Here is a 21,137-nt window from a genome sequence, read left to right as displayed (position 1 = left end):
AGGCTGAAGGGTGAGAGGGCGGTGAGTGCGGAAATGGCCAAGGCTCCTGTCAGTTGCTCAGCGCTTGCACGCGAACCCGTGCGGTGCCGCTGCCCAGCATACCGAGTTGCTCAGCGGCTTTGCGCGAAACATCGATCAGGCGGCCACGGGTGTGCGGGCCACGATCATTGACGCGCAGCACGACGGATCTGTTGTTGTCGAGATTGGTCACCTTGACCCGCGTGCCGAAGGGCAGGCGCCGATGGGCGGCGGTCAGGGCGTTTTGGTTGAAGGGTTCACCGCTGGCGGTTCTATTGCCATGGTGCTTGGCGCCGTAATAGGAGGCGGTGCCGGTTTCGTCGTAGCCGTTGGGGTCGATGAGGCCGCTGGCGCAACCGGCCAGCAGAGAGAACAGGGCCAGGAGGCCGAGTAGACGCTTCATTATCAATGCTGCCCCCGTATCAAATGTGGGAGCGGGCTTGCTCGCGAAAGCGGTGTATCAGCTAGATATACCTTCACTGACCCACCGCATTCGCGAGCAAGCCCGCTCCCACAAGGGGTCCGAGTTGGGCATGTAATCCCACTCCGACCGTTCACCGCTGTCAGCCTTCGAGCTTGCTTTTGAGCAGTTCGTTCACCTGTTGCGGGTTGGCTTTGCCTTTGGAGGCCTTCATCGCCTGGCCGACAAAGAAGCCGAACATCTTGCCGCGTTTGGCTTCGTCTGCCGCGCGGTATTGTTCAACTTGCTCGGCATTGGCGGCGAGCATCTCATCGAGTACGGCCGAAATAGCGCCGCTGTCGGTGACTTGCTTGAGGCCACGCTTCTCGATGATGTCGTCGGCGCTGCCTTCGCCTGCGGCCATCGCTTCAAACACGGTCTTGGCAATTTTGCCGGAGATGGTGTTGTCCTTGATGCGCAGCAGCATGCCGCCCAACTGCTCGGCGGTCACCGGGGCTTCGTCGATCTCCAGGCCCTGTTTGTTCAACAGGCTGCCCAGCTCAACCATCACCCAGTTGGCCGCCAGCTTGGCGTCACCGGCAATGCTCACGACTTTTTCGAAGTAGTTGGCTTGCTCACGGCTGGAGGCCAATACGCTGGCATCGTAGACCGACAGGCCGAACTGTTCCTGGAAACGCTCGCGTTTTTGCGGCGGCAATTCCGGCAGGGTGGCACGCACGTCATTAAGGAATGAGTCCTCAATGATCACCGGCAGCAGGTCCGGGTCGGGGAAGTAACGGTAGTCGTTGGCTTCCTCTTTACTGCGCATGGCGCGGGTTTCGTCTTTGTTCGGGTCGTACAGGCGCGTTTGCTGAATCACCTTGCCGCCGTCTTCGATCAATTCGATCTGGCGACGCACTTCGGTGTTGATCGCCTTCTCGATGAAGCGGAACGAGTTGACGTTCTTGATCTCGCAGCGGGTGCCGTACTCGGCCTGGCCTTTTGGCCGCACCGACACGTTGCAGTCACAACGCAGCGAGCCTTCGGCCATGTTGCCGTCGCAGATCCCTAAGTAACGCACCAGCGCGTGGATGGTCTTGACGTAGGCCACGGCTTCCTTGGCGCTGCGCATGTCCGGCTCAGAAACGATCTCCAGCAGCGGCGTGCCGGCACGGTTCAGGTCGATACCGGTGGCGCCGTTGAATTCTTCATGCAGGCTCTTGCCGGCATCTTCTTCCAGGTGCGCACGGGTCACGCCGACACGTTTGATGGTGCCGTCTTCCAGCGGGATGTCCAGGTAGCCCTTGCCGACGATCGGCAATTCCATCTGGCTGATCTGGTAGCCCTTGGGCAGGTCCGGGTAGAAGTAGTTCTTGCGCGCAAACACGTTGTGCTGGCCGATCTCGGCGTCAATCGCCAGGCCGAACATCACCGCCATGCGCACCGCTTCCTCGTTCAGCACTGGCAGTACGCCAGGCATGCCCAGGTCGACCAGGCTGGCCTGAGTGTTGGGTTCTGCGCCGAACGTGGTGGCGCTACCGGAGAAAATCTTCGATTGGGTGGCGAGCTGGGTATGAATCTCCAGCCCGATCACAACTTCCCATTGCATGGTGTTCTCCTCAGAAGCCGGTAGGGGTGCGAGTGTGCCAGTCGGTGTTCAACTGGTACTGGTGCGCCACATTGAGCAGGCGGCCTTCCTGGAAATACGGGGCGAGCAATTGCACGCCGACCGGCAGGCCATCGACGAATCCTGCGGGCATGGACAAGCCCGGCAAGCCCGCGAGGTTGGCGGTGATGGTGTAGAGGTCTTCCAGGTACTCGGCGATCGGGTCGCCGGTCTTGGCGCCGATCTTCCAGGCCGGGTTTGGCGTGGTCGGGCCGAGGATCACGTCAACTTCTTCAAAGGCAGCCATGAAGTCGTTCTTGATCAGGCGACGGATTTTCTGCGCCTTGAGGTAGTACGCGTCGTAGTAACCGGCGGACAGCGCGTAGGCACCGACCATGATCCGGCGTTGTACTTCGGCGCCGAAGCCTTCGCCACGGGAGCGTTTGTACAGGTCGGTGAGGTCTTTTGGGTTTTCGCAGCGGTAGCCGAAACGTACGCCGTCGAAACGCGACAGGTTCGAGGAGGCTTCTGCCGGCGCGATCACGTAGTACGCAGGGATCGCGTGCTGGTTGTTCGGCAGGCTGATTTCCTTGATCACCGCGCCGAGTTTTTCCAGCTCCTTGATGCTGTTATGCACCAGTTCGGCGATACGCGGGTCGAGACCGGCGCTGAAATACTCTTTCGGCACGCCGATACGCAGGCCTTTAAGCGAAGTATTAAGGCTGGCGCTGTAGTCCGGCACCGGCTCATCAATGCTGGTGGAGTCCTGTTTATCGAACCCGGCCATACCTTGTAACAATATTGCGCAGTCTTCCGCAGTGCGTGCCAGTGGGCCGCCCTGATCGAGGCTGGAGGCGTAGGCGATCATGCCCCAACGGGAAACGCGACCGTAGGTCGGCTTCAAACCAGTGAGGTTGGTGAACGCGGCGGGCTGGCGGATCGAGCCGCCGGTGTCGGTGGCCGTAGCCGCCGGCAGTAAACGCGCGGCAACAGCAGCAGCCGAGCCGCCGGAGGAACCGCCGGGCACGTGTTCCAGGTTCCACGGGTTTTTGACCGCGCCGTAGTAGCTCGACTCGTTGGCCGAACCCATGGCGAATTCGTCCATGTTGGTCTTGCCCAGGGTCACGGCCCCGGCGGCAGCCAGCTTGGACACCACAGTGGCGTCGTAGGGCGCTTTGAAGTTGTCGAGCATCTTCGAGCCGCAGCTGGTGCGAATGCCCTGGGTGCAGAACAGGTCTTTGTGGGCGATGGGTGCGCCCAGCAGTGCGCCGTTTTCACCGTTGGCGCGACGTGCGTCGGCGGCCTTGGCCTGGCTCAGGGCCAGCTCCTCGGTGAGGCTGATAAAGCTGTTGACCTTGGGGTCCAGCGCGGCGATACGCGCCAGCAGGGTCTGGGTCAGCTCTTCGGAAGAAAACTTTTTGTCGGCGAGACCGCGGGCGATCTCGGCCAGAGTCATGTGATGCATGAAAGGCTCTTTCCCTTTAGTCGATGACTTTCGGAACCAGGTACAGGCCGTTTTCGACCGCTGGCGCGATGGACTGGTAGGCCTCGCGATTATTTCGCTCGGTCACAACGTCTGCGCGCAGGCGCTGGCTGGCTTCCAGCGGGTGAGCCAGGGGCTCGATGCCATCAGTATTGACGGCCTGCATTTGGTCGACCAGCCCGAGAATGCTGTTCAGGGCTGCGGTGGTCTGTGGAAGATCGGCGTCATTCAGGCCAAGCGAGGCCAGATGCGCGATTTTTTCCACGTCGGAGCGTTCAAGCGCCATGGGTTTCTCCAGTGGAAAACAGAACGGAGGGCATCCGTGTGTTAGATTGTCGGAACACTACCGCATTTCTACGGTCATAAGGCCGCGATTGTGGGGGTTGGTGCACAGAAAGTCGGCCAATTTAGCACATTGGCGCCTTGCCCAAAATCCCTGTCGTTGTTAGAGTTTGCCGCACTTTTTTACCCACGCGTTGCCTAGGGTCCTTTCCCCATGTTCAAGAAACTGCGTGGCATGTTTTCCAGCGATCTTTCCATTGACCTGGGCACTGCCAACACCCTTATTTACGTGCGCGAGCGCGGTATCGTTCTGAATGAGCCATCGGTTGTGGCCATTCGGACCCATGGTAATCAGAAAAGTGTCGTTGCCGTCGGCACCGAGGCCAAGCGCATGCTCGGCCGTACACCAGGCAATATTGCTGCCATTCGTCCGATGAAAGACGGCGTGATCGCCGACTTCAGCGTCTGCGAAAAGATGCTGCAGTACTTCATCAACAAAGTTCACGAAAACAGTTTTCTGCAGCCCAGCCCACGTGTGCTGATCTGCGTTCCGTGCAAGTCCACCCAGGTGGAGCGTCGTGCCATCCGTGAATCGGCCCTTGGCGCCGGTGCCCGCGAAGTGTTCCTGATCGAAGAGCCTATGGCTGCCGCAATCGGCGCCGGCCTGCCGGTTGAGGAAGCGCGCGGTTCGATGGTGGTGGATATCGGTGGTGGTACTACCGAGATCGCCCTGATTTCCCTGAACGGTGTGGTGTATGCCGAATCCGTGCGTGTAGGCGGCGACCGCTTCGACGAAGCGATCATCACGTATGTGCGTCGTAACTACGGCAGCCTGATCGGCGAATCTACCGCTGAGCGCATCAAGCAGGAAATCGGCACCGCTTACCCGGGCGGCGAAGTTCGCGAAGTGGATGTTCGCGGTCGCAACCTGGCCGAAGGCGTTCCACGTGCCTTCACCCTGAACTCCAATGAAGTGCTGGAAGCTCTGCAAGAGTCGCTGGCCACCATCGTTCAGGCTGTGAAAAGCGCCCTGGAGCAATCGCCGCCGGAACTGGCTTCCGATATCGCCGAGCGTGGTCTGGTGCTGACCGGTGGTGGCGCCTTGCTGCGCGACCTCGACAAGCTGCTGGCCCAGGAAACCGGCCTGCCGGTGATCGTCGCCGAAGACCCGCTGACCTGCGTCGCCCGTGGCGGTGGTCGTGCACTGGAAATGATGGATAAACACACCATGGACCTGCTCTCCAGCGAATAAGATCGTTGGTTGCACCATGCTTCGCTCGCAGGCAGCACTTTGCAGTGCTGCCTGTTGGCGTTTATCTTCTTCAATCTGCATCCAGGCCGGTTTGATGCCGTATGAATAAAGAGAACATTTGCCTGGGAGGAGCGGCTTATTAAACCGCTTTTCGCCAAAGGCCCCTCATTGGGCGTGCGCTTATTGGTGCTGGTCGTGCTTTCGGTCGCGCTGATGGTGGTCGATGCCCGTTTTGCACTGCTCAAGCCCGTGCGCAGCCAGATGTCGCTGGTGTTGATGCAGACTTACTGGATCACCGACCTGCCGCAACGTCTCTACCAGGGCGTGGCCAGCCAATTCGGCAGCCGCACCGAACTGGTCGCCGAGAACGAAAAACTCAAGACTGAAAACCTGCTGTTGCAGGGACGCATGCAAAAGCTGGCGGCCCTCACCGAGCAGAACGTTCGGCTGCGCGAGTTGCTCAATTCTTCGGCATTGGTCAACGAGAAGGTCGAAGTGGCCGAGTTGATCGGCATGGACCCCAACCCCTTTACCCACCGCATCATCATCAACAAGGGTGAGCGCGACGGTGTCGTGCTGGGCCAGCCGGTGCTGGATGCCCGTGGCCTGATGGGCCAGGTGGTCGAGCTTATGCCCTACACATCGCGGGTATTGTTGCTGACGGACACCACCCACAGCATTCCGGTACAGGTCAACCGTAACGGCCTGCGCGCGATTGCCAGCGGCACCGGTAACCCGGAGCGTCTGGAGTTGCGTCACGTTGCCGATACCGCCGATATCAAGGAAGGCGACCTGCTGGTCAGCTCCGGTTTGGGCCAGCGCTTCCCGGCGGGTTATCCGGTGGCGACGGTCAAGGAAGTGATCCACGATTCCGGCCAGCCGTTTGCCATCGTACGCGCCGTGCCGACCGCCGCCTTGAACCGCAGCCGTTACCTGTTGCTGGTATTCAGCGACAACCGCACCCCCGAAGAGCGCGCCAACGACGCCGCTCAAGCCCAGGAAGCGGAAGACAAGCAGAACGGTACAGCGCCAATCGTTCCTGCCACCGTGCCCAAGCCTGCTTTCGTGGGGCCGCCGGCACCGGTGGCAACGCCAGCCGCGCCAGTGGCAACGCCCGTCAAACCCGCCGCCCACAACGCCCGCCCGGCTAAACCCGCCGCAGCCAAACCGCCTGCGTCAACGCCCGCCGCCACGCCGGCCGCCCGGCCAGCGACCGCAGCCCCGGCAACCACGCGGCAGAGGGAGGAATAATGGCCGGTACTCATTCGCGTAATGGCTGGATCGTCTGGCTGACCTTCGCCATCGGTTTGCTGCTCAGCGTTTCGCCGCTGCCGCAATTCATGGAGATTCTGCGACCGCTCTGGCTGGCGTTGTTGCTGGCCTTCTGGTCACTGACCCTGCCGCACAAAGTCGGGATGGTTACGGCAATGTGCCTGGGCTTGGCGGAAGACGTGCTCTATGGCACCTTGCTGGGTCAGAACGCATTGATCCTCACGCTGATTACCTTTTTGGTGCTTTCGTTGCAGCAGCGTTTGCGCATGTTCCCGATGTGGCAACAGTGCCTGGTGATCCTGGTGATCTTCGGCCTGGCGCAGTTGGTGCAACTGTGGCTCAGCGCCTTGACCGGCAACCGCCAACCGACCTTGGCGCTGGTGTTGCCGGCGTTGGTCAGCGCGCTGCTTTGGCCTTGGGTCAGTTTCGGTCTGCGTGGGTTACGTCGTCGCTATAAAATCAATTGAATGGATTGCGAGGCTCTGCCTGGTTATCAAACCCTACAGGGAGAGTCTGCAATGAATTCGCTTTACCTGGCCTCGGGCTCCCCGAGGCGGCGTGAACTGCTGACGCAGATCGGTGTGCCTTTCACCGTGGTCAGCGCCGCCATTGATGAAACCCCTCTTAGCAATGAACCTGCCGTTGCCTACGTCGAGCGCCTTGCGCGCGGCAAGGCCACGGCGGGTTTTGCTGCGCTTGCTCACACCTCGGGCGCCTGTGTGCTGGGTGCCGATACGGCCGTGATCGTGGATGGTCAGATCCTGGGCAAGCCGGTGGATCAGGCCGATGCCCTGGCGATGCTGATGGCGCTTTCCGGCCGTGAGCATGAAGTGCTCACCGCCATTGCCCTCACCGACGGCCAGCGCTGCGAAACCCGTTGTGTAAGCAGTCGTGTAGGTTTTCGCGCTATTTCTGTCGAGGAAGCTACAACCTACTGGCACAGTGGCGAACCTGCGGACAAGGCGGGCGGCTATGCTATCCAGGGGCTTGGCTCGGTGTTTGTTGCCGGGCTCAATGGCAGCTATTCCGCTGTGGTCGGCCTGCCGGTGTGCGAAACCGCGCAACTGCTCGGCCAATTCGGCATACCCTGTTGGCAACATCTTACCGCGCGCTGAACGCCGTCTTCCAGCGCCCAGCCTTAAGCGATCGGTCACTATTGTGAAAACGCCTGAACGAGACCCAGCCATGAGTGAAGAGATTCTGATCAATATCACGCCGATGGAATCGCGCGTGGCGGTGGTAGAAAACGGTGTTCTGCAAGAAGTGCACGTCGAGCGCACCCAGAAGCGCGGGATCGTCGGCAATATCTATAAAGGCAAAGTGGTGCGCGTATTGCCGGGTATGCAGGCGGCTTTCGTCGACATCGGCCTGGACCGCGCCGCGTTTATCCACGCCTCGGAAATCTCCCTGCGTGAAGGCCCTGCGGTGGAAAGCATCAGCGCCCTGGTGCACGAAGGGCAGAGCCTGGTGGTGCAAGTCACCAAGGACCCGATCGGCTCCAAGGGCGCGCGGCTGACCACGCAGCTGTCGATTCCGTCGCGCTATCTGGTGTACATGCCGCGTACCGCGCATGTGGGTATTTCCCTCAAGATCGAAGACGAAGGCGAGCGTGAACGTCTGAAAAAGGTGGTCAGCGACTGTGTGGCCGCTGAAGGCATCAAGGAAGCCGGCGGGTTTATTTTGCGTACCGCCGCAGAAGGCGCCGGTGCTGATGAAATCCTCATGGACATCCGCTACCTGCGCCGGCTCTGGGACCAGATCGGCGCGCAGATCAAAACCATCGGTGCGCCGAGCGTCATCTATGAAGACCTCGGCCTGGCGTTGCGTACCTTGCGTGACCTGGTCAGCCCGAAGATCGAGAAAATTCGCATCGACTCGCGGGAAACCTTCCAGCGCACCACACAATTTGTTGCCGAGCTGATGCCGGAAATCGCCGACCGTTTGGAGCATTACCCTGGCGAGCGACCGATTTTTGACCTGTATGGCGTCGAGGATGAAATCCAGAAGGCCCTGGAGCGCAAAGTGCCGCTCAAGTCCGGCGGCTATCTGGTGGTGGACCCGGCCGAAGCCATGACCACCATCGACGTCAACACCGGCGCGTTCGTGGGCCATCGCAACCTCGAAGAAACCATCTTCAAGACCAACCTCGAAGCGGCCACTGCCATTGCTCGCCAGCTGCGCCTGCGCAACCTGGGCGGCATCATCATTATCGACTTCATCGACATGGAAGACGAAGAGCACCAGCGCCAGGTGCTGCGCACCCTGGAGAAGCAGCTGGAGCGCGACCACGCCAAGACTAATATTATCGGGATCACCGAGCTTGGCCTGGTGCAAATGACCCGCAAACGTACCCGCGAAAGCCTTGAACAAGTGCTGTGCGAGCCGTGCAGCAGTTGCCAGGGACGCGGCAAACTGAAGACCCCGGAAACGGTTTGCTACGAGATTTTCCGCGAAATCTTACGGGAGGCACGTGCCTACCAGGCGGAAGGTTATAGAGTGCTTGCCAACCAGAAAGTGGTCGACCGATTGCTGGATGAAGAGTCCGGTAACGTCGCTGAGCTGGAGGGTTTTATCGGGCGCACCATTCGTTTCCAGGTTGAAACCATGTATTCCCAGGAACAATACGACGTGGTGCTGCTCTGATCCCCAATCGCTTTCTTTATTCGAGACCGGCAGGCATTGATCTGCCGTCCGCTAACTGCCTTGAGGGTCGCCTGACATGGAGCGTCTGATACGCTTTTTTGCCGCCTTGACCCGTTGGGGCCTGGGCCTGTGCGCCTTGCTGCTGGTATTGGCGGCGGTGTACGTGAGCCTGGGTCGTGAGTTGGTCCCACTGGTGGCGGAGTACCGCGCCGAAGTCGAAGCCAAGGCGCAAGCCGCGGTGGAGATGCCCCTGCACATCGGCAGCCTCGAAGGACGCTGGAGCGGTTTCGCGCCGATATTGATGGCCCACGACGTGATGGTCGGCGAGGGCAATAGCGCTCTGCGCCTGGATCAGGTCGAAGTGGTGCCGGATATCTGGGCCAGCCTGATGGCCCGCGAAGTGCGTATCGCCCACCTCGAAGTCAGCGGCCTGCAGTTGAGTGTCAAGGAAGACCAGGACGGCCACTGGGCGCTGCAAGGCTTGCCGGTGCAGGACGACCAGCCCTTGGACCCACAGCAGTTGCTCACGCGCATGCAGATGGTCAAGCGCGTGTCGTTGCTCGACAGCCAGGTGACGTTGCAGCCTTTCGACCAGGCGCCGTTGACCCTGACCTACGTGGGCCTGAGCCTGCACACCGGCAACACCCGCCAACGCCTGGATGCACGCCTCACCCTGCCGGACGGCCAGCCCCTGGCCCTGAGCCTGCGCAGCCGCATTCGTGCCAGTGCGTGGAAGGACGGCGAAGTCGAAGCCTACCTGAGCCTGCCCCAAAGTGACTGGGCCAAATGGATTCCCGCCAGGTTGACCCAGCAATGGAAACTCACTCAGTTCAAAGCCGGTGGCGAGTTCTGGCTCAATTGGGGCAAGGGCACCGTGCAAAGTGCCGTGGTGCGTCTCAACTCACCACAAGTAAAAGGCAGTTACGCCGACCGCAAACCTGTACATATCGAAAACCTCGCCCTCACCGCCTACCTGCAACGCAGTGACAGTGGCCTTAAGGTGTTGCTCGATTCGCTGGCGATGAACATCGGCGACACCCGCTGGGAATCACACCTGCAACTGCAACAAAGCCTGGCGACCGATAAAGACCAGGAAACCTGGAAGCTTCAGGCTGACCGTCTTGACCTGACCCCTATCACGCCGCTGTTAAATGCCTTGGCGCCGTTGCCGGAAGGTTTTGCCAAGACCATTGAGCATCTGAAGGCCACGGGGGTGCTACGCAATGTGTTGGTGGATTTTCGTCCGCAGGACACCACCGACAAAAAAGTCAGCTTCGCCGCCAACCTTGAGCGCATCGGTTTTGACGCGTACTTCGGTGCGCCAGCCGCACGGAATGTATCCGGGAGCATCAGTGGCGATTTGGGCCAGGGCGAGTTGCGTATGGACAGCAAGGATTTTTCCCTGCACCTGTACCCGATCTTCGCCAAGCCCTGGCAGTACATCCAGGCCAACGCGCGCCTGACATGGAAGCTGGATAAAGAAGGCTTCACCCTGATTGCCCCGTACATCAAGGTGCTGGGCGAAGAGGGTAAAGTGGCTGCCGACTTCCTGATTCGCCTGCATTTTGACCATGCCCAGGAAGACTACATGGACCTGCGGGTCGGTATGGTCGACGGCGATGGCCGTTTCACGCCCAAGTATTTGCCGGCCGTGTTGAGCCCGTCCCTGGATGAATGGCTGCGTACCGCAATTCTCAAAGGTGCGGTGGACCAAGGGTTCTTCCAGTACCAGGGTTCGCTCAACCATGACGCGCTGCCCGCTGCGCGCAACATCAGCTTGTTCTTCAAGGTTCATGACGCCGAACTGGCCTTCCAGCCGGGTTGGCCGCATGTGAGCAAGGTCAATGGCGAAGTGTTCGTCGAGGAGAGCGGCGTGCGCATCCTGGCCAGCAAAGGCCAATTGCTCGACACCAAGGTCAAGGACGTCTACGTCAATATCCCCCACGCACCGGCCGGTAAAGATAGCCACTTGTTGATCACTGGTGGATTTGCGGGCGGCCTGGGCGATGGTTTGAAGATCCTTCAGGACGCGCCAATAGGCACGGGCTCGACCTTTGCCGGCTGGAAGGGCGATGGCGACTTGCAAGGCAATCTGGACCTGGACATTCCGCTGGTCAAAGGCACCGAGCCCAAGATCGTGGTGGACTTCAAGACCGATAAAGCCCGTCTGCAATTGGCGGAGCCGACCTTGGACCTGACACAGCTCAAGGGTGATTTCCGCTTCGACAGCGGCAAGGGCTTGAGCGGCCAGAACATCTCGGCCCAGGCATTTGATCGGCCGATTACCGCGCAAATTGTTGCCGATGGCAAGCCGGGCAACATCAGTACCCGCGTCACCGCCAAGGGCCAGGTTACGGTCAAGCGTCTAACCGATTGGTTAAAAATCAGCCAGCCGTTGCCGGTGTCCGGTGATATTCCGTACCAGCTGCAGCTCACACTGGACGGCGCCGACAGCCAACTGATGGTCAGCTCCACTATGAAAGGCGTGGCGGTAGACCTGCCGGCGCCCTTCGGCATGCCCGCCAGCCAGGGCCGTGACAGCGTGTTCCGCATGACCTTGCAGGGCCCCGAGCGGCGTTACTGGTTCGATTATGGCGAATTGGCGAGCTTCACCTTTGCCTCGCCGCCGGACAAATTCAATGACGGGCGCGGGGAGTTGTTCCTGGGCGATGGCGATGCAGTGTTGCCGGCGGCCAAAGGGTTGCGCATTCGCGGTGTGTTGTCGGAACTGGACATTGACCCGTGGAAAAAACTGGCCAACCGCTACGCCGGTAACGACCCAGGCGGCAGCGCCAAGCAATTGCTCAGTGGTGCCGACTTCAAAGTGGGCAAACTGATCGGTTTTGGCACCCAGCTTGATCAGGCCAACCTTCAGCTGGACCGCAAGCCTGCCGCCTGGGGTTTGCAGCTCGACAGCCAGCAGGCCAAGGGCACGGTCAACCTGCCGGACGCCAAGGGCGCGCCGATTGCGATCAACCTGCAATACGTGAAACTACCGGCGGTGGACCCGACCGTGCAGGCCGACGAAAACGCACCGGACCCGTTGGCGGATATCGACCCCAAGGATATTCCCGCGCTGGATATCGCGATCAATCAGCTGTTCCAGGGCCCCGATCTGGTGGGCGCCTGGTCGCTGAAGATCCGCCCGACTGCCAAAGGCCTGGCCTTCAACAACCTCAACCTCGGCCTCAAGGGCATGCAGCTTAATGGCGCCGGTGGTTGGGAAGGTGCGCCGGGGGCCAGCAGCAGCTGGTACAAGGGCCGCCTGGACGGCAAGAACATCGCCGACGTGCTCAAGGGCTGGGGCTTTGCGCCGACAGTGACCAGCGAAGACTTCCACCTGGATGTGGATGGTCGGTGGCCGGGTTCGCCGGCGTGGGTTGGCCCCAAGCGTTTCTCAGGCAGCCTGGATGCATCATTCCGCAAAGGCCAGTTTGTCGAAGTGGAAGGTGGCGCCCAGGCCCTGCGGGTGTTCGGTTTGCTCAACTTCAATTCCATCGGTCGCCGGTTGCGCCTGGACTTCTCGGACCTGCTCGGCAAAGGTTTGAGTTATGACCGGGTCAAAGGCTTGCTGGCCGCCAGTGATGGGGTATTCGTGACCCGTGAGCCCATCACCATGACCGGCCCTTCCACCAACCTGGAGCTTAATGGCACCCTGGACCTGGTGGCTGACCGTGTCGACGCCAAGCTGCTGGTCACGTTGCCGGTCACCAACAACCTGCCGATTGCCGCGCTGATTGTCGGCGCGCCCGCCATTGGCGGCGCGTTGTTCCTGATCGACAAGCTGATCGGTGACCGTGTTTCACGCTTCGCCAGCGTGCAATACAAGGTGCAAGGCCCGTGGAAGGATCCAAAAATCACCTTCGACAAGCCATTTGAAAAGCCAAACTGAGAGCCTGTGGAGTAGCATGGCCGCATGCCTATTACGGAGTGTCGGCCCATGTCCTTTGCGGTAATTCAAATGGTCAGCCAGAGCGATGTGCTGGCCAACCTGGCCCAGGCCCGGCGCTTGCTGGAGCAAGCGGCAGCGGGCGGGGCGAAGCTTGCGGTACTGCCGGAGAACTTCGCCGCCATGGGCCGCCGCGACGTCGCCGATATCGGTCGCGCCGAAGCCTTGGGCGAAGGCCCGATCCTGCCATGGTTGAAACAGACCGCCCGCGACCTCACCTTATGGATAGTGGCCGGCACTTTGCCGTTGCCGCCCCAGGACCAACCTCACGCCAAGTCCAACGCTTGCTCGCTATTGATCGATGATCAGGGTGAAATCGTCGCCCGTTACGATAAATTGCACCTGTTTGATGTCGATGTTGCAGATGCCAGAGGTCGTTATCGTGAATCCGACGACTATGCTTTCGGCAGCAATGTGGTGGTGGCGGACACGCCGGTGGGGCGCTTGGGCCTGACGGTGTGCTACGACCTGCGGTTCCCCGAGCTGTACAGCGAACTGCGTGCAGCGGGAGCAGAGTTGATTACCGCGCCTTCGGCCTTTACAGCGGTGACCGGCGCTGCGCATTGGGATGTACTGATTCGGGCACGGGCCATCGAAACCCAATGCTACTTATTGGCCGCCGCTCAAGGCGGTGTACACCCGGGGCCACGGGAAACATTTGGCCACGCGGCCATTGTCGACCCTTGGGGGCGTGTGCTGACACAACAGGATCAAGGCGAAGCGGTGTTGTTGGCCGAACGCGATAGCAGTGAACAGGCGTCGATACGGGCGCGCATGCCGGTGGTCAATCATCGGCGCTTTTTCTCGCAGGGCGCGCAGCGGCCTGCTTCAGAATGATGAATTTAAGGCCAAACCTATGAGCGAGTTGTTGTCCTCAGTCAGTGAACACCTCCTGGCACCCGGTGGCGTGACCATCGAAAGTCTGCAAACCGTGCTCGGTGATCTGGCCGGGCCAGGCATCGACGCGGCCGACCTGTATTTCCAGGGCCAGATTTCCGAGTCGTGGGCTCTTGAAGATGGCATCGTCAAGGAAGGCAGTTTCAACCTTGACCAAGGCGTAGGCGTGCGCGCGCAATCCGGTGAAAAGACCGGCTTTGCCTACAGCAACGCCATCACCCTTGAAGCCCTGGGCCTGGCGGCGCGTGCAGCGCGCTCGATTTCCCGCGCGGGCCAGAACGGCACCGTGCAGGCTTTCAGCACCCAGGACGTGGCCCAGTTGTACGCACCGGATAACCCGCTGGAAGTGATCAGCCGCGCGGAAAAGGTCGATCTGCTCAAGCGTATCGACGCCGCCACCCGCGCCCTCGATCCGCGTATTCAGCAAGTCACGGTGAGCATGGCCGGCGTGTGGGAACGCATTCTGGTGGCGTCCACTGACGGCGGGCTGGCGGCAGATGTACGGCCGCTGGTGCGTTTCAACGTGAGTGTCATTGTTGAACAGAACGGTCGCCGCGAGCGCGGTGGCCATGGCGGTGGCGGGCGTACCGACTACCGTTATTTCCTCAGCGACGACCGCGCCATGGGTTATGCCCGTGAAGCGCTGCGTCAGGCGCTGGTCAACCTGGAAGCCATTCCGGCGCCGGCCGGTACCTTGCCGGTGGTGTTGGGCTCGGGCTGGTCCGGCGTGCTGCTGCACGAAGCTGTTGGCCATGGCCTGGAAGGTGACTTCAACCGCAAAGGCAGTTCGGCCTACAGCGGGCGCATGGGCGAGATGGTTGCGTCCAAGCTCTGCACCATTGTCGATGACGGCACCCTGGCTGGCCGGCGTGGTTCGCTGAGTGTCGACGACGAAGGCACGCCGACCGAATGCACCACGCTGATTGAAAACGGTGTGCTCAAGGGCTACATGCAAGACAAGCTCAACGCCCGCCTGATGGGTGTGGCACGTACCGGCAACGGCCGTCGCGAGTCGTACGCGCACCTGCCGATGCCGCGCATGACCAACACCTACATGCTCGGTGGCGAAAGCGACCCCGCAGAAATCATCGCCTCGGTAAAACGCGGGATCTACTGCGCCAACCTCGGCGGCGGCCAGGTCGATATCACCAGCGGCAAGTTTGTGTTCTCCACCAGCGAAGCGTACCTGATCGAAGACGGCAAGATTACCGCGCCGGTCAAAGGGGCGACGTTGATTGGCAATGGGCCGGAGGCCATGAGCAAGGTGTCGATGGTCGGTAATGACCTGTCGCTGGACAGCGGCGTAGGCACTTGCGGTAAGGATGGGCAGTCGGTGCCGGTCGGCGTTGGTCAGCCAACCTTGAAAATCGATGCGATCACCGTGGGTGGCACGGGGTCGTAATGGCCGGAGCTTCGGGTGGCGAAGACCGCCACCCGGGGAAGAGGATCAACGCAGGCCGCGTTGAGTCTCGTCCAGCTCACGGATGTATTTGAAGATTTTACGGCTGGTGGCCGGCGCCTTGTTATGCGCCTGCTCGTGCTGGGCCTGACGGATCAGGGAGCGCAGTTGCTGGCGGTCCGCGTCCGGGTAGTCCAGCACGAATTTCTCCAGCACCGCGTCATCGCCCGAGATCAGGCGGTCACGCCAGCGCTCCAGGTTATGGAAGCGTTCGTTGTACTGGCGAGTGGAGGCATCGGTTTGATCGAGCAAGGCCAGAATGGCATCAGTGTCCTGATCGCGCATCAGCTTGCCGATAAACATGATGTGCCGTTTACGCGCGATATTCGCGGTGTGCTTGGGAGCATCCGCAAGCGCCCGGCGCATTTCGTCGGTCAGTGGCAATTTGGCAATCAAGTCTTTCTTGAGCGTTGTAAGGCGCTCGCCGAGGTCAACCAGCGCATGCAGCTCGCGTTTGACCTGGGTTTTGCTTTTCTCCCCATCGAGGGAGTCGTCGTAAGAATCAACCATGGTGGCAGTCCGCAAAGAAACGCCGCCATGATAACCAGTCGGGGGCCGCTTGTCCGGCCCGGTCGCTCGATGGCCTTAACCGAAAGCAGAATTTGAGTGGAGAAAACCATGAGTGCAGCCCAAAGCGTCGGTCCGCAAGCGTTACCGGCACTGCAGGAACAAGTCGAGCAGATCCTTGCCGAGGCCAAGCGCCAGGGGGCCAGCGCCTGTGAAGTAGCCGTGTCGCTGGAACAGGGGCTGTCGACGTCGGTGCGCCAGCGTGAAGTGGAAACCGTCGAGTTCAATCGCGACCAGGGTTTTGGCATCACGTTGTATGCCGGGCAGCGCAAAGGCTCGGCCAGCACTTCCGCCAGTGGGCCGGAAGCCATTCGTGAAACCGTCGCAGCGGCGCTGGCGATTGCCAAGCACACCTCTGAAGACGAAAGTTCGGGCCTGGCCGATAAAGCGCTGATGGCCAAGGACTTGAAGGACTTCGATCTGTTCCATGCCTGGGACATCACACCGGAGCAGGCGATCGAAAAGGCACTGATCTGCGAAGCGGCGGCGTTCGATGCCGATGCCCGCATCAAGAACGCTGATGGCACCACGTTGAGCACTCATCAAGGCTGCCGTGTCTACGGTAACAGCCATGGGTTTATCGGTGGTTATGCCTCCACCCGCCATAGCTTGAGCTGCGTGATGATCGCCGAAGCCAATGGCCAGATGCAGCGCGATTACTGGTACGACGTGAGCCGCCAGGGCGAATTGCTGGCCGATCCAGTCAGCATCGGCCAGCGCGCGGCGCAACGTGCCGCCAGCCGGCTGGGCGCGCGCCCGGTGCCTACGTGCGAAGTCCCGGTGCTGTTTTCGGCTGAGCTGGCCGGTGGGTTGTTCGGCAGTTTCCTGGGCGCGATTTCCGGCGGCAATCTGTACCGAAAATCTTCGTTCCTAGAAGGCGCGATTGGCCAGAAGCTGTTTCCTGAATGGCTGACCATCGATGAGCGCCCGCACTTGATGCGTGCCATGGGCAGTTCCGCATTCGACGGTGATGGCCTGGCCACCTATGCCAAACCGTTCGTCGAGAACGGCGAGTTGGTGTCCTACGTACTGGGCACTTACGCCGGTCGCAAGCTCGGCCTGCCAAGCACGGCGAACGCCGGTGGCGTGCACAACCTGTTCGTCACCCATGGCGACGAAGACCAGGCGGCACTGTTGCGCCGTATGGGCCGCGGCCTTTTGGTCACCGAGCTGATGGGCAGTGGCCTGAACATGGTGACCGGTGATTATTCACGCGGTGCGGCGGGTTTCTGGGTAGAAAATGGCGAGATTCAATTCGCCGTCCAGGAAGTGACTATTGCCGGCAACATGCGCGATATGTTCAAGCAGATCGTCGCAGTGGGTAATGACCTGGAGCTGCGCAGTAACATTCGCACCGGTTCGGTGCTGATTGAGCGGATGACCGTCGCCGGCAGTTAACGGCGCGACGCTTCATCAAAAAGGCACGCCATCCTCAAGATGGCGTGCCTTTTTTGATGGCTGCGATTTGCTGCTCTTGTTTTGATTCTCAATATCATTTAATAATAAATATCATTATCGAATGAGCGTGAATCATGAGTTCTGTCCTGCATGAGGATCCGTACCTTGAGAGTTGGCGTTGGATGAGTCGTCAGATTCGCTGCGGTCTCGATCCCAATGAACCGCGCCTGATCGAACATTACCTCAACGAGGGGCGATACCTGGCGTGCTGCACCGCGACCCATCCGTGGACGATCGCCGAAACGTCATTCCGCCTTTTGATCGACACCGCGGGCGACATCGCCTTGCCCTGGCACTGGCGATCCATGTGCCTGGACCAGGCCTGGCGCCCACTTCGCGACCTGGAAAAACTTTCCCACTGTGCCTGCCGCCTCAAGCGCTGGCAGACCTTTGCCTGGCAATTGGCGACTTGCGAATTGCTGCCTTCCCTTTCTGTTTCTGACTTGGTGCAAGGATCTAACGATGAGTAACACCCGTATCGAACGCGACAGCATGGGCGAGCTGCAAGTGCCTGCCGAGGCCTTGTATGGCGCGCAGACCCAGCGCGCGGTGAACAATTTTCCGATCAGTCAGCAACGTATGCCGGCGCAATTCATTCGCGCCCTTATCCTGGCCAAGGCCGCCGCCGCAAAGGTCAACGTCGACCTCAAGCAAATCAGCGAAGGGCAGGGCAAGGCCATCGTCGATGCCGCCCAAGGCTTGCTCGAAGGCGACTTCATGCCGCACTTCCCGGTGGATATTTTCCAGACCGGCTCCGGCACCAGCTCGAACATGAACGCCAACGAAGTGATTGCGACCCTGGCCAGCCGTTTGCTGGGCGAGCCGGTCAACCCCAATGACCACGTGAACTGCGGCCAAAGCAGCAACGACATCATCCCGACCACCATTCACGTCAGCGCGGCGTTGGTGTTGCATGAGCAAACGCTGCCGGCCTTGCTGCATTTGGTACAGGTCATCGAGCAAAAGGCCGAAGAAGTCCACCCGTTCATCAAGACCGGCCGCACGCACCTGATGGACGCCATGCCGGTGCGCATGAGCCAGGTGCTGAATGGCTGGGCGCAACAGCTCAAGGCCAATATCGGCCATTTGCAGGATTTGCTGCCGAGCTTGCAGGCGCTGGCACAGGGTGGCACGGCGGTTGGCACGGGCATCAATGCACACCCGGAATTTGCAGCACGTTTCAGTCAGCAGTTAAGCAGCCTGACCGGGGTGAAATTCACCCCGGGCAAAAACCTGTTCGCGTTGATTGGCTCCCAGGACACTGCCGTCGCCGTTTCCGGCCAGTTGAAAGCCACCGCGGTGTCGCTGATGAAAATCGCCAACGACCTGCGCTGGATGAACTCCGGCCCGCTCGCAGGCTTGGGTGAAATCGAACTGGAAGGCTTGCAGCCAGGCTCCTCGATCATGCCGGGCAAGGTCAACCCAGTGATTCCGGAGGCCACCGCCATGGTTGCCGCCCAGGTCATCGGCAATGACACGGTGATCACGGTCGCAGGGCAGTCCGGCAACTTCGAGTTGAACGTGATGCTGCCGATCATCGCCCAGAACCTGCTCAGCAGCCTCGAACTGTTGGCCAATTCCAGCCGCCTGCTGGCCGACAAGGCCATCGCCAGCTTCAAGGTCAACGAAGCCAAGCTTAAGGAAGCGCTGTCGCGCAACCCGATCCTGGTCACCGCACTCAACCCGATCATTGGTTACCAAAAGGCCGCTGAAATCGCCAAGAAGGCCTATCAGCAAGGCCGCCCGGTGATCGATGTGGCCCTCGAGCACACCGACTTGTCACGTAGCCAACTGGAGATCCTGCTGGGCCCGGAAAAGCTCACGGCCGGCGGCGTGTAATCACCGACCCTGCTTTGGAGGCTCACCATGGAGCACTGGAAACGCACGATCGAACGGGCCAATCGCTGCTTTATGGCGGGCGAGTTGGTCGACGCTCGTGAGGCCTATTTGCAAGCCCTGGCCCTGGCGCAAGTGTTATTCGAGCGTTGGGCGGATGCCGACGAAGCAGTGGCGGCTTGCGTCATTTCCCATCACAACCTGGCGGACCTGCACCTGCGCCTCAACCAGCCGGAGGAAAGCGCGGAATACCTGTGCGCCATTCACCAACGGCTGTTGCAGACCATGCAGGACCCGCGCCTGAGCCCGCCATTGCGCGAGGCGGCGCTGCGTCAGAGCAGCAAGACCTATGTCGAACTGTTGAATTTCATCAGCGATCACGGCGAATACCCGCGTACTCATCGCCTGCTGGGCGGTACTGCGGCGCAACCGATCACTCCACACTACGGAGCACATTGATATGACCTACACCTTGCCTGCCTTGCCTTACTCCTATGACGCTCTGGAGCCGCATATCGATGCGCAAACCATGGAGATTCACTACACCAAGCATCACCAGACCTACATCAACAACCTCAATGCTGCGGTCGAAGGCACGGAGTTTGCGGGCTGGCCGGTAGAGAAGCTGGTGTCCAGCGTGCAGCAACTGCCGGAAAAGCTGCGTGCTGCCGTGATCAACCAAGGTGGTGGTCACGCTAACCACTCGCTGTTCTGGGCGGTGATGTCGCCAAAAGGCGGCGGCAAGCCTGAAGGCGCACTGGGCAAAGCCATCGACGAGCAACTGGGTGGCTTCGACAGTTTCAAAGAGGCCTTCACCAAGGCCGCCTTGACCCGCTTCGGCAGTGGCTGGGCCTGGCTGAGCGTCACCCCGCAAAAGACGCTGGTGGTGGAAAGCAGTGGCAACCAGGACAGCCCGTTGATGAGCGGCAACACGCCAATCCTGGGCCTGGACGTGTGGGAGCACGCTTATTACCTGCTGTATCAGAACCGTCGCCCGGAATACATCAACGCCTTTTATAGCGTGATCAACTGGCCGGAAGTCGCCGCACGCTACCAGGCCGCCCTGGCCTGATATTCAACCTATAACAAGATCTAAGGCCGACTATGGGCACTGAAACACTGGCGATCAGCAGCGGGCGAATGTTTCGTTATGCGTTTGGCTCGCTGTTGCTGTTGGCAGGGACTGCATTGCTGGTGGCCCATGGGCTGGCCTGGCTAAACCTTGAACCGCGTATCCTGCGCGCCTTGCAGGGCGGCGCTATCTGCGCGCTCGGCACGGCACTGGGCGCGGTGCCCGTGCTGGTCATACGCCGCATGCCGGTAGCGCTGAGCGATACCTTGCTGGGCTTTGGTGCCGGGGTAATGCTGGCGGCGACGGCGTTTTCGTTGATCGTGCCCGGTATTGCGGCCGCTGAGGGCCTTGGGCTTTCGCCTTGGGGTGCCAGTGGGTTGATCAGCTTCGGCATCATGCTCGGTGCATTCGGGTTGTATCTGGTTGACCGCAAGGTTTCCGGCGCGAGCCCGGAGATGCTGGTGGGCACGCCGGATAAACCGGTCATTCCGCCGCGTATCTGGCTGTTTGTCTTCGCCATCATTGCCCACAACATTCCGGAAGGCATGGCGGTGGGCGTTTCCGCCGGTGGCGGCATGCCGGACGCCGACAGCCTGGCCATGGGCATTGCCTTGCAGGATGTGCCGGAAGGTTTAGTGATTGCACTGGTGCTGGCTGGGGCAGGCATGTCGCGGGTCAAGGCGTTCTTGATCGGCGCCGCGTCAGGCTTGGTCGAGCCGGTGTTTGCCGTGCTGTGTGCGTGGTTGGTGAGCCTGGCTGAGGTTCTATTGCCGCTGGGGCTCGCGCTGGCGGCGGGTGCGATGTTGTTGGTGGTGACTCACGAAGTGATCCCGGAATCGCGCCGCAATGGTCACGAAAAGCTTGCCAGCCTGGGGCTGTGCATCGGGTTTTGCTTGATGATGGTGATGGATACTGCATTAGGGTGAGGCCATTGCAGCCTCAC

Annotated in this window: 19 protein-coding genes; 14 read left to right on the top strand and 5 right to left on the bottom strand. The window is 60.6% G+C overall.

The genetic code is table 11. The features are described 5' to 3' along the window. Window positions 1–49 precede the first annotated feature (49 nt). From ACTD9P_RS13850 to gatC, 4 genes are all read right to left on the bottom strand, one after another. On the bottom strand, window positions 50–421 hold the full coding sequence (locus tag ACTD9P_RS13850; RefSeq protein ID WP_200430793.1) for a septal ring lytic transglycosylase RlpA family protein: 372 nt from the start codon (window positions 419–421) through the stop codon (window positions 50–52). A 160-nt stretch (window positions 422–581) separates the two neighbouring features. Further along, entirely contained in the window at window positions 582–2,027 is a 1,446-nt protein-coding gene (gene gatB / locus ACTD9P_RS13845) for an Asp-tRNA(Asn)/Glu-tRNA(Gln) amidotransferase subunit GatB (RefSeq protein WP_017138253.1), read from the bottom strand. 10 nt (window positions 2,028–2,037) lie between these two features. Continuing rightward, complete coding sequence (gene gatA, locus ACTD9P_RS13840; RefSeq protein WP_438868112.1) at window positions 2,038–3,489, bottom strand: Asp-tRNA(Asn)/Glu-tRNA(Gln) amidotransferase subunit GatA; 1,452 nt, start codon at window positions 3,487–3,489, stop codon at window positions 2,038–2,040. 16 nt (window positions 3,490–3,505) lie between these two features. Beyond that, window positions 3,506–3,793 carry an Asp-tRNA(Asn)/Glu-tRNA(Gln) amidotransferase subunit GatC gene (gene gatC / locus ACTD9P_RS13835; protein WP_003188556.1) on the bottom strand — a complete coding sequence of 96 codons (288 nt, stop codon included), beginning with the start codon at window positions 3,791–3,793 and terminating at the stop codon, window positions 3,506–3,508. A gap of 210 nt (window positions 3,794–4,003) precedes the next feature. On the opposite strand from gatC, the gene mreB reads away from it, so the two are divergent. The 8 genes from mreB to tldD all read left to right on the top strand — a co-directional run bounded on the left by mreB (window position 4,004) and on the right by tldD (window position 15,204). Then, the gene (mreB, locus tag ACTD9P_RS13830; RefSeq protein ID WP_002555108.1) at window positions 4,004–5,041 is read left to right on the top strand and encodes a rod shape-determining protein MreB; all 1,038 of its coding nucleotides are present in this window, start codon (window positions 4,004–4,006) and stop codon (window positions 5,039–5,041) included. A 186-nt stretch (window positions 5,042–5,227) separates the two neighbouring features. Next, entirely contained in the window at window positions 5,228–6,292 is a 1,065-nt protein-coding gene (gene mreC, locus ACTD9P_RS13825) for a rod shape-determining protein MreC (RefSeq protein ID WP_438868120.1), read from the top strand. Then, window positions 6,292–6,780, top strand: coding sequence for a rod shape-determining protein MreD (mreD, locus tag ACTD9P_RS13820; protein WP_017138250.1), 489 nt, complete (start codon window positions 6,292–6,294; stop codon window positions 6,778–6,780). Before mreC ends, mreD begins: the two co-directional genes overlap by 1 nt. Before the next feature lie 51 nt (window positions 6,781–6,831). Then, window positions 6,832–7,428: a Maf family protein gene (locus ACTD9P_RS13815; protein WP_438868111.1), complete on the top strand. Its 597-nt coding sequence runs from the start codon at window positions 6,832–6,834 to the stop codon at window positions 7,426–7,428. A gap of 70 nt (window positions 7,429–7,498) precedes the next feature. Continuing rightward, window positions 7,499–8,956: a ribonuclease G gene (gene rng / locus ACTD9P_RS13810; protein WP_003171790.1), complete on the top strand. Its 1,458-nt coding sequence runs from the start codon at window positions 7,499–7,501 to the stop codon at window positions 8,954–8,956. Window positions 8,957–9,032: 76 nt separating this feature from the next. After that, window positions 9,033–12,848 carry a YhdP family protein gene (locus ACTD9P_RS13805; protein WP_438868110.1) on the top strand — a complete coding sequence of 1,272 codons (3,816 nt, stop codon included), beginning with the start codon at window positions 9,033–9,035 and terminating at the stop codon, window positions 12,846–12,848. A gap of 48 nt (window positions 12,849–12,896) precedes the next feature. After that, complete coding sequence (locus ACTD9P_RS13800; protein WP_438868109.1) at window positions 12,897–13,742, top strand: carbon-nitrogen hydrolase family protein; 846 nt, start codon at window positions 12,897–12,899, stop codon at window positions 13,740–13,742. 19 nt (window positions 13,743–13,761) lie between these two features. After that, complete coding sequence (tldD, locus tag ACTD9P_RS13795; protein WP_106578669.1) at window positions 13,762–15,204, top strand: metalloprotease TldD; 1,443 nt, start codon at window positions 13,762–13,764, stop codon at window positions 15,202–15,204. Window positions 15,205–15,249: 45 nt separating this feature from the next. Here tldD and yjgA read toward each other — a convergent pair whose 3' ends face one another. Next, the gene (yjgA, locus tag ACTD9P_RS13790) at window positions 15,250–15,771 is read right to left on the bottom strand and encodes a ribosome biogenesis factor YjgA (protein WP_017138246.1); all 522 of its coding nucleotides are present in this window, start codon (window positions 15,769–15,771) and stop codon (window positions 15,250–15,252) included. Window positions 15,772–15,879: 108 nt separating this feature from the next. Here yjgA and pmbA point away from each other — a divergent pair, with 108 nt between their 5' ends. The 6 genes from pmbA (at window position 15,880) to ACTD9P_RS13760 (ending at window position 21,120) form a co-directional block, all read left to right on the top strand. Further along, window positions 15,880–17,226, top strand: coding sequence for a metalloprotease PmbA (gene pmbA, locus ACTD9P_RS13785; protein WP_219266792.1), 1,347 nt, complete (start codon window positions 15,880–15,882; stop codon window positions 17,224–17,226). A gap of 134 nt (window positions 17,227–17,360) precedes the next feature. After that, window positions 17,361–17,756 (top strand): FagA protein, encoded by a 396-nt coding sequence (locus ACTD9P_RS13780; RefSeq protein WP_099548385.1) that lies wholly within the window; start codon window positions 17,361–17,363, stop codon window positions 17,754–17,756. Further along, window positions 17,749–19,125 carry a class II fumarate hydratase gene (locus ACTD9P_RS13775; protein WP_438868108.1) on the top strand — a complete coding sequence of 459 codons (1,377 nt, stop codon included), beginning with the start codon at window positions 17,749–17,751 and terminating at the stop codon, window positions 19,123–19,125. The genes ACTD9P_RS13780 and ACTD9P_RS13775 overlap by 8 nt, the downstream gene beginning before the upstream one ends. 27 nt (window positions 19,126–19,152) lie before the next feature. Next, the gene (locus ACTD9P_RS13770) at window positions 19,153–19,581 is read left to right on the top strand and encodes a DUF2753 family protein (protein ID WP_138816834.1); all 429 of its coding nucleotides are present in this window, start codon (window positions 19,153–19,155) and stop codon (window positions 19,579–19,581) included. 1 nt (window position 19,582) lies between these two features. Next, window positions 19,583–20,194, top strand: coding sequence for a superoxide dismutase (locus ACTD9P_RS13765; RefSeq protein WP_438868107.1), 612 nt, complete (start codon window positions 19,583–19,585; stop codon window positions 20,192–20,194). A 32-nt stretch (window positions 20,195–20,226) separates the two neighbouring features. Then, window positions 20,227–21,120 (top strand): ZIP family metal transporter, encoded by an 894-nt coding sequence (locus ACTD9P_RS13760; protein WP_065930277.1) that lies wholly within the window; start codon window positions 20,227–20,229, stop codon window positions 21,118–21,120. The last annotated feature ends 17 nt before the right edge of the window (window positions 21,121–21,137 follow it).

This window comes from Pseudomonas onubensis (assembly GCF_965653655.1).
Classification (GTDB): Bacteria; Pseudomonadota; Gammaproteobacteria; order Pseudomonadales; family Pseudomonadaceae; genus Aquipseudomonas.
Note: the sequence above shows the minus strand (reverse complement) of the source record. Positions and strands in the feature narration are given on the sequence as shown.

Excerpts from the sequence above, each read along its gene's own strand:
- ACTD9P_RS13850 (WP_200430793.1), bottom strand. The coding sequence starts at position 421 with ATGAAGCGTCTACTCGGCCTCCTGGCCCTGTTCTCTCTGCTGGCCGGT.
- gatB (WP_017138253.1), bottom strand. The coding sequence starts at position 2,027 with ATGCAATGGGAAGTTGTGATCGGGCTGGAGATTCATACCCAGCTCGCC.
- gatA (WP_438868112.1), bottom strand. The coding sequence starts at position 3,489 with ATGCATCACATGACTCTGGCCGAGATCGCCCGCGGTCTCGCCGACAAA.
- gatC (WP_003188556.1), bottom strand. The coding sequence starts at position 3,793 with ATGGCGCTTGAACGCTCCGACGTGGAAAAAATCGCGCATCTGGCCTCG.
- mreB (WP_002555108.1), top strand. The coding sequence starts at position 4,004 with ATGTTCAAGAAACTGCGTGGCATGTTTTCCAGCGATCTTTCCATTGAC.
- mreD (WP_017138250.1), top strand. The coding sequence starts at position 6,292 with ATGGCCGGTACTCATTCGCGTAATGGCTGGATCGTCTGGCTGACCTTC.
- ACTD9P_RS13815 (WP_438868111.1), top strand. The coding sequence starts at position 6,832 with ATGAATTCGCTTTACCTGGCCTCGGGCTCCCCGAGGCGGCGTGAACTG.
- rng (WP_003171790.1), top strand. The coding sequence starts at position 7,499 with ATGAGTGAAGAGATTCTGATCAATATCACGCCGATGGAATCGCGCGTG.
- ACTD9P_RS13805 (WP_438868110.1), top strand. The coding sequence starts at position 9,033 with ATGGAGCGTCTGATACGCTTTTTTGCCGCCTTGACCCGTTGGGGCCTG.
- ACTD9P_RS13800 (WP_438868109.1), top strand. The coding sequence starts at position 12,897 with ATGTCCTTTGCGGTAATTCAAATGGTCAGCCAGAGCGATGTGCTGGCC.
- tldD (WP_106578669.1), top strand. The coding sequence starts at position 13,762 with ATGAGCGAGTTGTTGTCCTCAGTCAGTGAACACCTCCTGGCACCCGGT.
- yjgA (WP_017138246.1), bottom strand. The coding sequence starts at position 15,771 with ATGGTTGATTCTTACGACGACTCCCTCGATGGGGAGAAAAGCAAAACC.
- pmbA (WP_219266792.1), top strand. The coding sequence starts at position 15,880 with ATGAGTGCAGCCCAAAGCGTCGGTCCGCAAGCGTTACCGGCACTGCAG.
- ACTD9P_RS13780 (WP_099548385.1), top strand. The coding sequence starts at position 17,361 with ATGAGTTCTGTCCTGCATGAGGATCCGTACCTTGAGAGTTGGCGTTGG.
- ACTD9P_RS13775 (WP_438868108.1), top strand. The coding sequence starts at position 17,749 with ATGAGTAACACCCGTATCGAACGCGACAGCATGGGCGAGCTGCAAGTG.
- ACTD9P_RS13770 (WP_138816834.1), top strand. The coding sequence starts at position 19,153 with ATGGAGCACTGGAAACGCACGATCGAACGGGCCAATCGCTGCTTTATG.
- ACTD9P_RS13765 (WP_438868107.1), top strand. The coding sequence starts at position 19,583 with ATGACCTACACCTTGCCTGCCTTGCCTTACTCCTATGACGCTCTGGAG.
- ACTD9P_RS13760 (WP_065930277.1), top strand. The coding sequence starts at position 20,227 with ATGGGCACTGAAACACTGGCGATCAGCAGCGGGCGAATGTTTCGTTAT.